A 14402-nucleotide genomic window follows, 5' to 3' on the forward strand; every position below is an offset into this window, starting at 1 on the left:
CGGGCTCACTTGACCTCGAACATCGCCTCGACCTCGACGGCCGCGTCGAGGGGCAGCTCGGCGACGCCGACGGTGGAGCGGGCGTGGCGGCCGCGGTCGCCCAGGATCTCCACCATGAGGTCGGAGGCGCCGTTCATGATGCCGGCGAGTCCCGCGAAGGTCGGGACCGCGTTGATGAAGCCGCCGAGGCGGACGCACTGCACGACACCGCGATCGAGATCGCCCACCGCCGCCTGAAGCTGGGCCAGCACGTTGAGGGCGCAGAGCCGGGCCGCGGCGACGCCGTCCTCGGCCGAGACCTCGGCCCCGAGCTTGCCCTTGTGTGCGTCGGCGATTCGGCCGTCGGCCCCGAAGCAGATCTGCCCGGAGATCACCACGAGGTTGCCGCTGCGCACGAACGGCACGTAGTTCGCGACGGGGGCCGCGGCCTTGGGCAGGGTCAGGCCGAGGGCCTCCAGGCGTTCCGTGACGGTGCTCATGCTGCGTCGTTCCTCTGCTGGGCGGCCGCGGGTCGTCCGGCCGGCGTGCCGCGGCTCTGAGCACTTCCGGGGGCGGGGTGCAAGGCATGGTACGAGGCATGGCTGAAGGCAGGCCGCGCAGCGCGCGCGCAACAGCCTAATTGGCAGGCATGTCAGGACTGTGAACCCGGTCTGTCGTTGACAGAATTGGGCATTTCTCTAGTAATCGCGCGCGTGCCGCCCCATCCGAGGCGGCACTTTCATTTGGTGCGGTCGCGTTCCTCGCGTGCCCGCGAGACACACGGGAAGACGGGATCGTGACATCCGCCCTTCTGCCGACCTATGCCCGGGCTCCCATCGCCTTCGAACGCGGCGAGGGTGCATGGCTCGAGGCGCGCAGCGGCGAGCGATACCTCGACTTCGGCGCCGGTATCGCGGTGAACGCCCTGGGCCACGCCCATCCGCACCTCGTCCAGGCCCTGACCGCGCAGGCGCAGAAGCTCTGGCACACCTCGAACCTGTTCGAGATCCCGGAGGGTGAGCGGCTGGGCCGGCGCCTCGTGGACGCGACCTTCGCGGACGTGGCCTTCTTCGCCAATTCGGGCGCCGAGGCCAACGAGGCCGCCATCAAGATGGCGCGCAAGTACCACGCCGCCGACGGCCATCCAGAGCGCTTCCGGATCATCACCGTCGAGGGCGCCTTCCACGGCCGGACGCTCGCCACCATCGCGGCCGGCGGCCAGCAGAAGTACATCGAGGGCTTCGGCCCGAAGGTCGACGGCTTCGACCAGGTGCCCTTCGGCGACCACGAGGCCCTGCGGGCCGCCATCGGCCCGGAGACGGCCGCGATCCTGATCGAGCCGATCCAGGGGGAGGGCGGCGTGCGCCCGGTGCCGCCGCAATGCCTGCGCGGCCTGCGCGAACTCTGCGACGCGCACGGCATCCTGCTGATCATGGACGAGGTCCAGACCGGGGTCGGGCGCACGGGCAAGCTGTTCGCGCACGAGTGGTCAGGGGCGGCCCCCGACATCATGAGCGCGGCCAAGGGCATCGGCGGCGGCTTCCCCCTCGGCGTCTGCCTCGCCACGGCGGACGCCGCGCGCGGCATGACGGCGGGCAGCCACGGCACCACCTTTGGCGGCAACCCCCTGGCCATGGCGGTGGGCAACGCCGTCCTCGACGTGGTGCTGGCCGACGGCTTCCTCGACCACGTCCAGCGCATGGGCCTGATCCTGAAGCAGCGCCTCGCCGCCCTGCAGGACCGGCATCCGGCCGTCATCGCGGACATCCGCGGCGAAGGCCTGATGCTCGGCCTCAAGCTCCACGTGCTGAACACCGAGTTCGCCGCCGCCGCCCGCGACGCGCACCTGCTGGTGATCCCGGCGGGGGACAACGTGGTGCGCCTGCTGCCGCCGCTGATCATCACCGAAGCCGACGTGGCGGAGGCGGTCACCCGCCTCGACACGGCGGCCGGCCGGCTCGGAACGCGCCTGCGCGGCGCCGCCGAGTAGCCGCGGGGAGTCGGACACGTCACCGGACGGCCGCACGACCCGGCCGCGCGGCCGGACCCGCCCCGACCGAAACTGCCCAGACCGAAACTGCCCAGACCGAAACTGCCCAGACCGGATTTGCCCAGACCGGGACCACGCACACGAAGAACGGACCGATGACCACGACACTGAACGGGACCGGCCACGGAACCCGCCACTTCCTCGACCTCAAGGATTTCTCGGCCGAGCAGCTGCGCACGGTGCTGGACGCCGCCGCCCGCATCAAGGCGCACCGCCGCAAGGGCACCCTGGCCGAGGACCGCCCCCTCATCGGCAAGACCCTGGCGATGGTGTTCGACCGGCCCTCGACCCGGACCCGGGTGTCGTTCGACGTCGGCATGCGCGAGCTCGGCGGCGAGACCCTGATGCTGACCGGCAGCGAGATGCAGCTCGGCCGGGGCGAGACCGTGGGCGACACCGCGCGGGTGCTCTCGCGCTACGTCGACGCGATCATGATCCGCATCCTGGACCACGGCCTGATGCTGGAGCTGGCCGAGTACGCCACCGTGCCGGTGATCAACGCCCTGACCAAGGTCTCGCACCCGTGCCAGATCATGGCCGACCTCCTGACCTTCGAGGAGCATCGCGGGCCGATCCGGGGCCGCACCGTGGCCTGGTCGGGGGACGCCAACAACGTGCTCGCCTCCTGGGTGCACGCCGCCGCGCGCTTCGACTTCACCCTCAACATCGCGGCCCCGCCGGAGCTGTCGACGCCCCAGCCGCTCCTCGACTGGGCGAAGGCGCAGGGCGCCACCGTCAACGTCACCACCGACGCCTACGAGGCGGTGGACGGGGCGGATGCGGTGGTCACCGATTGCTGGGTCTCCATGGGCGACGAGGACGACCAGCACCGGCACAACCTGCTGGTGCCCTACCGGGTCGATGCCCGCCTGATGGCGGCCGCGGCCCAGGACGCGATCTTCATGCACTGCCTGCCGGCCCATCGCGGCGAGGAGGTCACCGCCGAGGTGATCGACGGGCCGCAATCGGTGATCTTCGACGAGGCCGAGAACCGCCTCCACGCCCAGAAGGGCATCCTCGCCTGGTGCCTGCAGGCCCACGGCCTCTGACGGCCGCGACCGCCCCGGGGACGAGCGGCCGCCCGAAGACCTGGTGGGGGAAGACCTGCTGGGGGGGGGGGAACCTGCTGCGGGACCACCCGTGCACGGGCCGCATCCCGGCCCCGTCGCGCCGCCGCGCCCGGATGCCTATATAGGGACCATCCTTCCCTGAGGGTTGGGCGCGGACGCGCAACGAGCGCGGCCGTTCCGACCGGTGCGCCGCCGACACCGTTCGGCGATCTCATGACCCTGCCCCCGAGGGTCACGTGGTTCATGGCCCAGCCCTCGCGTTCGTCGAGCCCGATCGGAGCTGCCATGACTTCTGGAATGCCTGCTGGAACGACCGCCGGATCCGTCCCCCCGCTCCTCATCGAGGGCGACGACGACGTGGTGCTGCCCTTCGCCGTCGAGGCCCTCGACGTGCGCGGCCGCGTGGTCCGCCTCGGCCCGTCCGTCGACACCATCCTGCGCCGGCACGGCTATCCCGACGCGGTGGCGCGCCTCCTCGGCGAGGCGGCGGCGCTCACCGTGCTCCTCGGCTCGTCCCTGAAGTTCGAGGGCCGCTTCCAGCTCCAGACCAAGACCGACGGCCCGGTCGAGATGATCGTGGTGGACTTCGAGGCGCCCGACCGCCTGCGCGCCACCGCGCGCTTCGACACCGCACGGGTGGACGCCCTCGGCGCCGGCCCGCTCCGGGACCAGGACCTGATCGGGCAGGGGCACCTGGCCATGACCATCGATCAGGGTCCCACCAGCAGCCGCTACCAGGGCGTCGTCGCCCTGGAGGGCCAGAGCCTGGAGGAGGCGGCGCACCAGTACTTCCGCCAGTCTGAGCAGATTCCGACCCAGGTCCGCCTCGCGGTGGCCGAGCAGTATGCCGGCGGCGCCCGCACCTACCGGGCCGGCGGTCTCCTGGTTCAGTTCCTGCCGCAATCCATCGACCGGGCGCGGCTCGCCGACCTGCCCCCGGGCGACATTCCCGAGGGCCACGTCCATCTCGACGCGAACGGGGTGCCGGAGGACGATGCCTGGGTCGAGGCCCGCAGCCTCGTCTCCACCATCGAGGACCACGAGCTCGTCGACCCGGAGGTCTCGGCCGAGCGCCTGCTGTACCGCCTGTTCCACGAGCGCGGCGTGCGGGTGTTCGAGGCGCAAGGGGTGCGCGAGCAGTGTCGCTGCTCGCCCGAGCGGGTGATGGGCATGATCACCTCGTTCTCGCCTCAGGAGCGCCGGGACATGATCGCCGATGACGGCCGCATCGGCATCACCTGCGAGTTCTGCTCGCGACGCTACGACCTCGATCCGGCGGCGGTGGAAGCCGAAGTCACGGCCCAGTCGGGCAACTGATCCAGGGCTGCCGCGACAGATGTCGCGGCAGCATTGCCAAGCTTGACTGTTGTAGATTACAAGACGCTGCAAATTCTCGTCCCTACAGCCGGGATTTGTATTTGAACCGTTTCTGAGGTTTCGACGTTTGGGGTTTCTCAAGAGTGCTCAACAAGAGCTCAGGAGGAACGTCGATGAAGAAATTTGTGGTCGGCAAGAACCTGATCGGCAAGCGTCTGGTCAGCAAGCATCTGGTCAGCAAGAATTTCGTCGTTGGTCTGACGGCACTGCTGATGACGACCTCGGCCTACGCCCAGGGTGCGGGCCAGGCCGGCACCGCCGGCGGCAGCGAGGCCGGGGGCCGTGGCGGGGCCGCCGTACGCAGCCAGGGCGGCGAGGGCGCTGCGGGCGGCGCCCGCAGCGAAATGGGCGGACGGGCCGAGGCCGGCGGACGCCGCGAGGGCGGCCGCGGCGACACGGCGGCCCGAGACTCCCAGGGTCAAGCGTCCCAGAACCAAGCGTCCCAGGGCCGGGATTCGCAGAACAAGGATTCGCAGTCCCGCAGCGCGGACCGGGGCGACCGGGATGGCGTGCGCGGCGACCGGGCGACCCGGACCTCGTCCCGCCAGGATTCCTCGTCCCGAGAAGACCGGGTCGGCGGCCGCGAGCAGCGCGACCGGATCTCGGTCAGCAGCCGCAGCGAGTCGCGCAGCGAGCGCTTCGAGGGCGGGCGCCGCTCGGGCCGCTTCGTCTTCATCGGCGGCCAGCGCGTGGTCTACGGCTCGCCGGAATACCGGCGCCTCGTCACCGTCGAGCATCGCGGCGGCGACCGCGTGGTCGAGCGCTCGCGCCGGCGCTACGTCACCATCCGGGGCCAGCGCGTCCTCTACGGCTCGCCCCAGTACCGGCGCCTCGTGCGCGTCGAGGAGACGACCACCCGCCGTCCCGGCACCCGCTACGTGGTCGTGCGCGGCCAGCGCGTGGTCTACGGCTCGCCCGAGTATCGCCGCCTGACGGTGACCGAGCGGCGGGGCGGCACCGTCGGCGCCCGCTTCGAGGAGCACGGCTTCCGCGGCAAGGCCGTCTCCTCCCGTACCGACGAGCGGCGCGATACGCGCAACGTCCGCGCGAGCCAAAGCGAGTCGCGGGAGGGCATCCGCAACGCCGAGACCCGCCAGCAGGGGGGCCGCACCGGCGCCGAGGCCGAGCGCAGCATGAACCGCGACCGTGGGACCGAGGGCTCGGGGATCCGCAACGCGGCCGACCGCTCGGGGGGCGCCGAGCGCGGCACCCTGAACACCGGCAGCCGGACCGGCGGCGCCGAGCGCGGCCTGAATGCCGGCGCGCAGGGCGGCAAGGCCGGCAACACGGGTGGGGGCAGCATGGGTGGCGGTAACATGGGTGGCGGCGAGCGCACCGGCGGGCAGGGCGGCGCGGGCCGCAACTGATCGCCGAGCCGATCGCCAAGCTGATCGCCAAGCCGATCGCCTGATGGGAAACGGCGCCGGGCCTCTTCGCGGAGGTTCGGCGCCGCGCGTCGCGCTCAGGCCTTCAGGACCGGATCGGCGATGTCGCCGCCGCCCCGGCGGGCGAGGTAGGCGGGCTGGAACAGGCACATCCGCACCGCGTCGCGGTACTTGCCGTTGACGAAGAACTCGTCCTTCAGGATGCCCTCGGGCTCGAAGCCGCAGCGCTCGTAGATCCGCACCGCGCGGGCGTTGTCCTTGTCCACGTGCAGGTAGAGCTTGTGGATGTTGAGGACGCTGAAGGCATAGTCCATGGCGATGCGCGTGGCCCGCGGGGCGTAGCCCTGGCCCTGGAAGGCCGGGTGGATCGCGATCTGGAATTCGCAGCGCCGGTGCAGGTGGTTGATCTCCACGAGCTCCACGAGGCCGGCGGGGGCCCCCTCCGAATTGGCGATGATGAAGCGCCGCTCGGTCTGGTTGTGAATGTTGCGCTCGTAGAGCTGCGCCAGTTCGGCGAAGGACTCGTAGGCCTCCTCGAACCAGTAGCGCATGATGCTGTCGTTGTTGTTGAGCTGATGCACGAACATCAGGTCCTCGCGCTCCAGCGGGCGCAGCTTCACCGGCCCGTCCGCCGCGATGGTGCGGGACGTGAAGGCCGTCACAGGGTCACGCACGCCGCCGCGAGGCGGTCCATGAAGGCCTCGCCGGCCTTGAGCGCCGCGAGCGTGATGTACTCGTCCGGCTGGTGGGCCTGGTCGATGGAGCCGGGGCCGCAGACCACGGTGGGGATGCCGGCGACCTGGAAGCGCCCGGCCTCCGTGGCGTAGGGCACCGAGATCGTGTGGTTGCGCTCCGCCACCCGGAGCGCCAGCCGCTCGGCGGCCGAGCCGGGCTCCGGCGCGAGGCCCGGCACCGCGACCTCCTCCAGCGTCTCGATCCGCCCGTAATCGCCGTAGCGGTTGAGCCGGTCGCGCAGCACGCTGCGCACCTTGGCCTCGAACAGGGCCGGGATCTCGCCCATGTCGAGGTCGGGCAGGCCGCGGAACTCCCAGTGGAAGGTGCAGACCTTGGGCAGGATGTTGCGGGCCGTGCCGCCCGCGATGGTGCCGACATGCACGGTGGTGGCGGGCGGGTCGAAGCGGCCCGAGGCGTCGCCCCGGGCGATCATCGCGTCGGCGATCCGGTTCAGCTCGGAGACCAGGTCGGCCGCCGCCATCACGGCATTGGCCCCGAGCATCGGCTTGGCCGAGTGCGCCTCGTGCCCGTGCACGGTGGTGAGGTAGGTGACGATGCTCTTGTGCGCGTCGGCCACCTCGAGGTCGGTGGGCTCGCCGACGATCACCGCGGCCGGGCGCGGCAGGTCGGCCCCGAAACGCGCGATGGTGTCGGTCACACCCAGGCAGGTGGTCTCCTCGTCGTAGGACAGGAGGATGTGGATCGGGCGCTTGAGGTCGGCGGCCTGGAAGCGCGGGATCGCCGCCAGGGCGAGGGCGCAGAAGCCCTTCATGTCGACGGCGCCGCGCCCGTAGGCGCGCCCGTCCGCCACCCGCAGGGTGAAGGGGTCGGCACTCCAGGCCTGCCCCGTCACCGGCACCACGTCGGTATGGCCGGAGAGCACGATGCCGCCGTCGACCATCGGGCCGATGGTGGCGAACAGGGCCGCCTTGTCGCCGCTGGCGTTGGGCACGCGGACGAAGGGCACCCCGAGCCCGTCGAGGGCGGCCGCCACGCTGTCGATCAGCGCGAGGTTCGATTTCGAACTCTCGGTGTCGAAGGCCACGAGCCGCGCCAGCCAGTCGAGGGTCTCCGGACGCGGGCCTTCGGTGGACATGGCCCTAGTGCACGCTGCGGCGGACGTGGGGCGAATCGAGCGAGAAGGCCGGGATCTCCGCCTCGAAGCTCTCGCCGCCATGGGTCGCCATGGTGTAGCTGCCGGCCATCAGGCCGTCGGGCGTGGTGAGCGGGCAGCCGCTGGTGTAGCTGAACGATTCGCCCGGCTCGAGCACCGGCTGCTTGCCGACCACGCCGGCGCCGCGGACCTCCTGGGTCTCGCCGCGTCCGTCGACGATGCGCCAGTGGCGGGAGCGCAGCTGCACCTGCTCGGGGCCGTTGTTCACGATCTCGACCGTGTAGGCGAAGAAGTAGCGGCTCTCGGCCGGCGACGATTCTTCCTCGACGAAGCGTGGCATCACGGTCACGCTGATTCCGCGCGTCTGAGCCTTGTACATCCTCGTCATGCCTCCCTGGCCGGACCTGAACCCCGAGCGCGCTGCGTCCGCGACAAGCACAGGGCGTCGTGGTACGGCCCTCGCAAAACCGCGTCAATCGTGGCGAATGCGGGGCTGCCCGCGCAAGATCGAGGTCCGTGTCCCGTGGTCGAGGAGACCGTTTCGCGCCTGTCCGTCCGGTCCGCCGGCCGGGCCCTCCTCGCCAGCCTCGCCCTCGCGGGCCTGACCGTCGCCTTCGCCTGGGCGGCGCCCGAGCGCAACGGCTGGGCCGCCCTGGCCCTGGCCGTGGCGCTGGCCCTCGACGGGCTGGCGCAGGCGGCGGGGGCCTGGCTGGCCCGCCGCGGGGGCGGGGCGCCGCGGATCGCCGGCCTGCCCTCCGTGGTGCTGGCCTTCGGACCGGCCGCCGGCCTCGGCGCGGTCCTGTTCGGCGTCGCCCTGGCGGTCTGGCCGGCCGGCTTTCCGATCCTCGCCAGCGCCCTGGCGGGGCTGGTCGCCATGGGGGCCATCGCCCGCCTCGCCCTCGCCTGGATCGTGCTGCGGATCGACCGGGACCCGGAGGTTTAACCGGACCTTAGGCGATCCGGCCGCATTTCGTGCAGGATGCGGCGTTCCCGCCCCGGCCGCCGGGGCGGTGCCCGATGGACCAGCGGGTGGTGCGAGCGGATGCCGGACGGGATTGAGGACGGGGCGGGACGCCACCAGCACGGGATTCTGGCCGCGAGCGGGATCCAGGCCCTGACGCGCGCGGGCGCGATCCGGCCCGACACGCCCTACGCTCCCGACCAGATCCAGCCCGCGAGCCTCGACCTGCGCCTGGGCGCCCGGGTGTTCCGCGTGCGCACCAGCTTCCTGCCCGGCACCCGCACGGTCTCCGCCTGCATCGCCGCCTTCGCGCTGCACGAGATGGACCTGCGCCACGGGGCCGTGCTGGAAACCGGCTGCGTCTACATCGCCGAGCTGCAGGAGCACCTGGCCCTGCCGGGCGACCTCGCGGCCAGCGCCAACCCGAAGAGCTCCACCGGCCGCATCGACGTCTTCACCCGGGTCATCACCGACCGGGGCGCCGCCTTCGACCAGGTCGAGCCCGGCTATCACGGGCCGCTCTATGCCGAGATCTCGCCCCGCACCTTCCCGGTGAAGGTCCGCACCGGCTCGCGCCTGTCGCAGATCCGGTTCCGGCGCGGCGAGCCCCGCCTCACGGACACCGCGCTCGCGGCCCTGCACGCGGCCTCGCCCCTGGTCGACGCCCCGAACCCGAGCTTCCAGGGCGGCATCGGCGTCTCCATCGACCTCTCGGGCTTCTCGGGCCTCATCGGCTACCGCGCCCGGCGTCACACCGGCCTCGTCGACGTCGACGCCCCGGGCACGCACCGGGCGGCGGATTTCTGGGAGCCCCTGCACGCCGACCCGTCCAGGGCCCTGATCCTCGACCCGGGCCAGTTCTACATCCTGGCCTCGAAGGAGGCTGTGCAGGTACCGCCCGACTTCGCCGCCGAGATGGTGCCGTTCGATCCCCTGGTGGGCGAGTTCCGGGTCCACTATGCCGGCTTCTTCGATCCGGGCTTCGGCTTCGCCGCCGCCGGCGGGGCGGGGGCCCGCGCCGTCCTCGAGGTGCGCTCGCGCGACGTGCCGTTCCTGCTCGAGGACGGCCAGATCGTCGGCCGCCTCGTCTACGAGCGCATGGCCGAGCGCCCCGCCACCCTGTACGGGGCGGGCGCCGGCTCGAACTACCAGGCCCAGGGGCTGAAGCTCTCCAAGCACTTCGTCTGACGCGCGGCCCGCGCGCCGACGGCCGGCCCTTCGCCGGTCAGGGCGGGCCTCCCCCCGCGACCGATCCAGCTGCAATTCGAATGGCACCGATCGGAACTATGCGTTTCCCCGATGCCGGGACGCGTGGCACGGTCCCGGGGCTCCATCGCCGATGGAGCGCGCGCCGATCCCGGATCGGGGGCTCGCCGCGATCCCCTTGCGCCGTTCGAGAAGCCCCCGTCAGCCTCGGCCCTCGCCGCGACCCAGCCGTCCCCGTCCGCCGCGCCGTCGCTCGGGCCGCGGGCAAGGGGAAGGGGAAGGAGGGTCGCGCGCCCGACGCCGGTCCGCATCTCCTTCGACGCGTCCCCCATCGACACGGAGACCCCCATGAAGGCCGTCGGTTTTCACACCTCCCTGCCCATCGGCGATCCCCAGGCGCTGGTCGATCTCGCGCAGCCCCGGCCGGTGCCGCGCCCCCGCGACCTGCTCGTCCGCGTGCAGGCGGTCTCGGTCAACCCGGTCGACGTGAAGGTCCGCGGCCGGGTGACGCCGGCGCCGGGGGCGCCGCACATCCTCGGCTACGACGCGGCCGGCCTCGTCGAGGCGGTCGGCCCGGAGGTCCGCCTGTTCAAGCCGGGGGACGCGGTGTTCTATGCCGGTGCCCTCGACCGGCCAGGCACCAACGCGGAGTTCCACGCGGTGGACGAGCGCCTCGTCGGGCCGGCGCCGCGGACGCTGACGCCGTCGCAGGCCGCCGCCCTGCCGCTGACCGCGCTCACCGCCTGGGAGCTGCTGTTCGACCGCCTGCGCGTCCCCTACGGCGCGATGGCGGGCGGCGACGCGCTCCTCATCATCAACGGCGCCGGCGGCGTCGGCTCGATCCTCACCCAGATCGCCGCCCGGCTCACCGGCCTCACCGTCATCGCCACGGCCTCGCGCCCCGAGACCGAGGCCTGGTGCCAGGCCATGGGCGCGCACCACGTCATCGACCACCGCAAGCCGATCGATCGGGAGCTGGCGCGCATCGGCCTGCCCCAGGTGCGCTACGTGGCCAGCCTGAGCGGCAGCGACCAGCACCGCGACGCCATCGTGGCGGCCCTGGCCCCGCAGGGCGCCCTGGCGCTGATCGACGATCCGGAGACGTTCGACATCGTGCCGTTCAAGCGCAAGAGCCTGTCGGTGCACTGGGAGCTGATGTTCACCCGCAGCCTCTTCGGCACGCCGGACATGGACCAGCAGCACCGCATCCTCACCGAGGTGTCGCGCCTCGTGGATGCCGGTCTCCTGCGCAGCACCCTGCGGGAGGAGATGGGCGCGATCACCGCCGAGGCCCTGCGCCGGGCGCACGCCGCCCAGGAGAGCGGGCGCAGCATCGGCAAGACGGTGCTGGCCGGCTTCTGAAGCCGGTCCGGGGCCGTTCAGGCGATCCTGAGGGCCCAGATCAGGGACAGGCTGACGAGCAGGAGGACGACGAGCGAGCCGGTCACCGCCAGGGTGACCCGGCCGCCGACCCGGGCCAGGACCCGCACGTCGACGCCGAGGCCCAGGGCCGCCATCGACACCACGGTGAGCAGGCCGGCGAGGCGCGTCACCGGCTGGGAGGCCGCGTCGGGGACGAGCCCGACCGAGCGCAGGGTCGCGAGGGCCAGGAAGCCCAGGATGAACCAGGGCACGATCTTGAAGAAGCCGAGGCGCCCGGGCCGGCCCTTGGCCGAAGAGCCCTCCGCCGGCAGGTGCGGCGCGATGAAGGAGAAGGCCACCACCACGGGCCCGAGCATCAGGACGCGGACGAGCTTGACCAGGGTGCCGACCTGGGTCGCCAGGATGCCCACCGGCACCGTGGCGGCGAGCACCTGCGGCACCGCGTAGACCGTGAGGCCCGCCAGGGTGCCGTACTGGTGCTCGGACAGGCCGGCGAGGGGGATGAACAGGGGCAGGCCCAGCACCATCAGCACGCCGAGCACCGCCGTGAAGGCGATGGCGGCCACCACGTCCTTGCTGTCGGCCCCGATCACCGGCGCCACCGCGGCGATGGCGGAGTTGCCGCAGATGGCGTTGCCGCAGGCCACCAGGATCGCCATGCGGGGCGGCAGGCCGAGCACCCGGCAGATGGCGTAGCTGGCCACGATCGCCAGCACCACCGTGGCGACGATGCCGACGAGGAGGCTCGTGCCGGAGGCGACGATCGCCCCGAGGCTGATCGAGGCGCCGAGCAGGGTGACGGCGAGCTCCAGCACCTGCTTGGCCGAGAAGGCGATTCCGGCCCGGAAGCGCTCGCCCGGGCTCCACAGGGTGCGAAGGGCGATCCCCAGCAGGATCGCGATGACCAGGGCCTCGACGTAGGGGTGGCCGGTGGCGCGCTCCTCCAGGGCCTGCACGGCCAGGGCCGCCGCCGTGACGGCGAGACAGACGAGGAGGCCGGGCACCAGCGAGGCGATCCGGCCGCCGGCGGCCTCCGGCTTGCCCGCGCCGGCGGGGGCCGTCGTGATGCTCTTGGTGCTCATGCTGCCTTTCCGCGAGGCAATCGGAAGGAAATTCTGCCCCGGGCTCGGCGGCGAGAACAATGCTCTCCCGTGGCGAAAATCTTCGCAAAACCCATCCATTGATTGGGCAGGGTCAAAGCGCGACATTCACCCCTATGAGCAACCGTTCCGACAGCCCGGCGATGGCCTACGATCCCTTCGGCGAGCCCGTCGAGATCGCGTGCCAGGGCGCCCCCAACGCGGGCGACCGTCGGGCGCGCAGCGTCGCCGTGATCGGCTTCTGGCTGATCGCCGCGACCCTGACGGCGAGCCGCGTCTACCTGGCCGACGAGCCGGTGGCGCAGATGGTCGCGAACGCTCATGCGCAGGTTGCCGCCTTCATCACCGCCATCCTGTAAGGGTCCGGCGCCGCTCGGAGCGGCGCCCGTCATCGTGTCCGAGGCCTAGTACGCCGCCGCGAGGTATTCCGCGATGGCCTTGCCATCCGCCTCGTCGACCGGCGCGTGATAGACCTTGCGCATCTTCGTCACCTCGCTGGTCCAGAAGGCCGCCCCCTGGGCCGGCGGCTGCATCGCGATGTAGTCGACCGCGTGGCAGCTCTGGCAATGGGCCTCGGCCGCCGCGAGGCCGGCCTCGTGACCGGGCGCCGGGCGCAGCTGCGCGGTCGGCTCCGGCAGGTCGTAGGTCCGGGGTGCGGCGGCGGCCGGGAGGCTCGCGAAAACGTATCCGGCCAAGACACATCCGGCCAAAACACATCCCACCCGGACATATCCCCTCAGGAGGCCGGTGGCGGCCCGTGCCGCCGCGGGAGAACGCACGGTCATCCTGATTCTCCTCATGCCGCCCGCACCCGGACGGTCTCGACCCCGTTGCGCATGTAGCCCGGCGGATTCCAGCGCGACTCCATCGGCTGGGTGGCGCCGTCCTGCCCCGTCGCCCGGACCCGGAGGGCGTGCATCCCCGCGGGGAGATCGACCGACAGGGTCCAGGGCCGGAACGAATAGCGCCCGAGATCCGGGCCGAGGCTCGCCTCGGTCCAGCTCTGCCCGTCATCGGTGGAAACCGCCACCGCCCGGATGCCCGAGCCGCCGTCGAAGGCGATGCCGCGCAACGCCGTGCGCCCGGCCGGGATCGCGGCCCCGTCGGCGAGGTTGGTGACGAAGGAGCGGATGACGAAGCGGTTGATCGGCACGGTGGCCTTGGGGGTCTGGCCGGGCTCGACGCAGGCGCAGGGATTGTCCGGGATGCGGTAGGCCGCGCGCATCCAGAAGCCCTCGTAGGGCTTGTCCGTCACCGTGATGGCGTTGAGGTGCTTGACCCAGTAGGTGCCGTAGAAGCCCGGCACCACGAGGCGTAACGGATAGCCGTTGAGCCAGGGCAGGTCCTCGCCGTTCATGGCCCAGGCCAGCATCACCTCGCCGTCGCGGGCATGGTCGATGCCCAGCGCCTTGGCGAAGTCGGGGGTCTCGGGTAGGACCGGGCCGTCGAGCCCCTCGAAGACGACCTGCACCGCCCCGGCCTTCACGCCCGCCCGGTCGAGCACGGCCTTCAGGGGGACGCCGGTCCAGCGGGCATTGCCCATGGCGCCGTTGGCGAGCTGCCCGCCCGCGACCCGCGGCGCGACGAAGCCGCGCGAATTGCCCGAGCACTGGTTGACCGCGACGATCTCGGCCCCCGGCATCGCCTTCAGCTCGGCCAGCGACAGCGCGACCGGCCCGTCGACATGGCCCGACACCGTCAGGCGGAAGGCCTCGGGATCGATGGTGGTCGGGATGTCGGCCAGGTGGTAGCGGACGAAGAAGGCATCGTTCGGCGTGATCACCCCCTCGTCGAACACCCCGAAGGGCGTCTCGAGCTGCGGCGGCCGCGCCGTCATCTGCAGCAGCGGGCGCTTGCCCGGATAGGCCACGAGGGGGCGCTCGCCGTTGCCGAAGGGCAGGGTGACGGACTCGCCGGCCCGGGCCGCCCAGGGCGCGAGGGCGGCCCCGGACGCCGCGAGCAGGCCGGCCCCGGCCTGCCGGAGGAGCGTTCTGCGATCGGTCTCGGTCATCCCGGTCATCTCCCGTCCGGCTGAAGGCGTC

Annotated in this window: 15 protein-coding genes; 8 read left to right on the forward strand and 7 right to left on the reverse strand. The window is 72.1% G+C overall.

The features are described from left to right. Positions 1-5: 5 nt before the first annotated feature. A complete protein-coding gene (locus CRT23_RS08720) occupies positions 6-479 on the reverse strand; it encodes a RidA family protein (protein WP_103709382.1) in 474 nt (157 codons plus the stop codon). A 296-nt stretch (positions 480-775) separates the two neighbouring features. On the opposite strand from CRT23_RS08720, the gene CRT23_RS08725 reads away from it, so the two are divergent. From CRT23_RS08725 to CRT23_RS08740, 4 genes are all read left to right on the forward strand, one after another. Further along, positions 776-1969: an aspartate aminotransferase family protein gene (locus CRT23_RS08725; RefSeq protein WP_055950868.1), complete on the forward strand. Its 1194-nt coding sequence runs from the start codon at positions 776-778 to the stop codon at positions 1967-1969. 155 nt (positions 1970-2124) lie between these two features. Next, positions 2125-3078 (forward strand): ornithine carbamoyltransferase, encoded by a 954-nt coding sequence (gene argF / locus CRT23_RS08730; RefSeq protein WP_103709383.1) that lies wholly within the window; start codon positions 2125-2127, stop codon positions 3076-3078. A gap of 318 nt (positions 3079-3396) precedes the next feature. Then, complete coding sequence (locus CRT23_RS08735; RefSeq protein ID WP_103709384.1) at positions 3397-4416, forward strand: Hsp33 family molecular chaperone; 1020 nt, start codon at positions 3397-3399, stop codon at positions 4414-4416. 173 nt (positions 4417-4589) lie between these two features. Next, positions 4590-5843 carry a hypothetical protein gene (locus CRT23_RS08740; protein ID WP_181017294.1) on the forward strand — a complete coding sequence of 418 codons (1254 nt, stop codon included), beginning with the start codon at positions 4590-4592 and terminating at the stop codon, positions 5841-5843. Positions 5844-5938: 95 nt separating this feature from the next. On the opposite strand, the gene speG is transcribed toward CRT23_RS08740, so the two are convergent. From speG to apaG, 3 genes are read right to left on the reverse strand one after another with little or no spacing between them, the layout of a single operon-like run. Beyond that, positions 5939-6535, reverse strand: coding sequence for a spermidine N1-acetyltransferase (speG, locus tag CRT23_RS08745; protein WP_280137536.1), 597 nt, complete (start codon positions 6533-6535; stop codon positions 5939-5941). Beyond that, positions 6520-7692, reverse strand: a complete 1173-nt coding sequence (gene argE, locus CRT23_RS08750; RefSeq protein ID WP_103709386.1) for an acetylornithine deacetylase — start codon at positions 7690-7692, stop codon at positions 6520-6522. The genes speG and argE overlap by 16 nt, the downstream gene beginning before the upstream one ends. Positions 7693-7696: 4 nt before the next feature. Next, on the reverse strand, positions 7697-8089 hold the full coding sequence (gene apaG / locus CRT23_RS08755; RefSeq protein ID WP_055950877.1) for a Co2+/Mg2+ efflux protein ApaG: 393 nt from the start codon (positions 8087-8089) through the stop codon (positions 7697-7699). 144 nt (positions 8090-8233) lie between these two features. On the opposite strand from apaG, the gene CRT23_RS08760 reads away from it, so the two are divergent. From CRT23_RS08760 to CRT23_RS08770, 3 genes are all read left to right on the forward strand, one after another. After that, entirely contained in the window at positions 8234-8653 is a 420-nt protein-coding gene (locus CRT23_RS08760; RefSeq protein ID WP_055950879.1) for a hypothetical protein, read from the forward strand. Between the two features lie 99 nt (positions 8654-8752). Further along, positions 8753-9859 (forward strand): 2'-deoxycytidine 5'-triphosphate deaminase, encoded by a 1107-nt coding sequence (locus CRT23_RS08765; RefSeq protein WP_055950881.1) that lies wholly within the window; start codon positions 8753-8755, stop codon positions 9857-9859. A 366-nt stretch (positions 9860-10225) separates the two neighbouring features. Further along, positions 10226-11239, forward strand: a complete 1014-nt coding sequence (locus tag CRT23_RS08770) for a zinc-binding alcohol dehydrogenase family protein (RefSeq protein WP_103709387.1) — start codon at positions 10226-10228, stop codon at positions 11237-11239. 17 nt (positions 11240-11256) lie between these two features. Here CRT23_RS08770 and CRT23_RS08775 read toward each other — a convergent pair whose 3' ends face one another. Beyond that, positions 11257-12342, reverse strand: coding sequence for a putative sulfate exporter family transporter (locus tag CRT23_RS08775; protein ID WP_082512958.1), 1086 nt, complete (start codon positions 12340-12342; stop codon positions 11257-11259). Positions 12343-12476: 134 nt separating this feature from the next. On the opposite strand from CRT23_RS08775, the gene CRT23_RS08780 reads away from it, so the two are divergent. Further along, on the forward strand, positions 12477-12719 hold the full coding sequence (locus CRT23_RS08780; protein ID WP_055950885.1) for a hypothetical protein: 243 nt from the start codon (positions 12477-12479) through the stop codon (positions 12717-12719). 45 nt (positions 12720-12764) lie between these two features. Here CRT23_RS08780 and CRT23_RS08785 read toward each other — a convergent pair whose 3' ends face one another. Further along, positions 12765-13055 carry a cytochrome c gene (locus CRT23_RS08785; RefSeq protein WP_348628841.1) on the reverse strand — a complete coding sequence of 97 codons (291 nt, stop codon included), beginning with the start codon at positions 13053-13055 and terminating at the stop codon, positions 12765-12767. Between the two features lie 101 nt (positions 13056-13156). Continuing rightward, positions 13157-14371: a molybdopterin-dependent oxidoreductase gene (locus tag CRT23_RS08790; RefSeq protein WP_103709388.1), complete on the reverse strand. Its 1215-nt coding sequence runs from the start codon at positions 14369-14371 to the stop codon at positions 13157-13159. Positions 14372-14402 lie beyond the last annotated feature (31 nt).

Source organism: Methylobacterium sp. V23 (assembly GCF_002917135.1).
Taxonomy (GTDB): domain Bacteria; phylum Pseudomonadota; class Alphaproteobacteria; order Rhizobiales; family Beijerinckiaceae; genus Methylobacterium.

What these genes read in the sequence shown, in the direction of transcription:
- CRT23_RS08720 (WP_103709382.1), bottom strand. Translation starts at nt 479, where the DNA reads ATGAGCACCGTCACGGAACGCCTGGAGGCCCTCGGCCTGACCCTGCCC.
- argF (WP_103709383.1), top strand. Translation starts at nt 2,125, where the DNA reads ATGACCACGACACTGAACGGGACCGGCCACGGAACCCGCCACTTCCTC.
- CRT23_RS08735 (WP_103709384.1), top strand. Translation starts at nt 3,397, where the DNA reads ATGCCTGCTGGAACGACCGCCGGATCCGTCCCCCCGCTCCTCATCGAG.
- CRT23_RS08740 (WP_181017294.1), top strand. Translation starts at nt 4,590, where the DNA reads ATGAAGAAATTTGTGGTCGGCAAGAACCTGATCGGCAAGCGTCTGGTC.
- argE (WP_103709386.1), bottom strand. Translation starts at nt 7,692, where the DNA reads ATGTCCACCGAAGGCCCGCGTCCGGAGACCCTCGACTGGCTGGCGCGG.
- apaG (WP_055950877.1), bottom strand. Translation starts at nt 8,089, where the DNA reads ATGTACAAGGCTCAGACGCGCGGAATCAGCGTGACCGTGATGCCACGC.
- CRT23_RS08765 (WP_055950881.1), top strand. Translation starts at nt 8,753, where the DNA reads ATGCCGGACGGGATTGAGGACGGGGCGGGACGCCACCAGCACGGGATT.
- CRT23_RS08770 (WP_103709387.1), top strand. Translation starts at nt 10,226, where the DNA reads ATGAAGGCCGTCGGTTTTCACACCTCCCTGCCCATCGGCGATCCCCAG.
- CRT23_RS08775 (WP_082512958.1), bottom strand. Translation starts at nt 12,342, where the DNA reads ATGAGCACCAAGAGCATCACGACGGCCCCCGCCGGCGCGGGCAAGCCG.
- CRT23_RS08780 (WP_055950885.1), top strand. Translation starts at nt 12,477, where the DNA reads ATGAGCAACCGTTCCGACAGCCCGGCGATGGCCTACGATCCCTTCGGC.
- CRT23_RS08790 (WP_103709388.1), bottom strand. Translation starts at nt 14,371, where the DNA reads ATGACCGAGACCGATCGCAGAACGCTCCTCCGGCAGGCCGGGGCCGGC.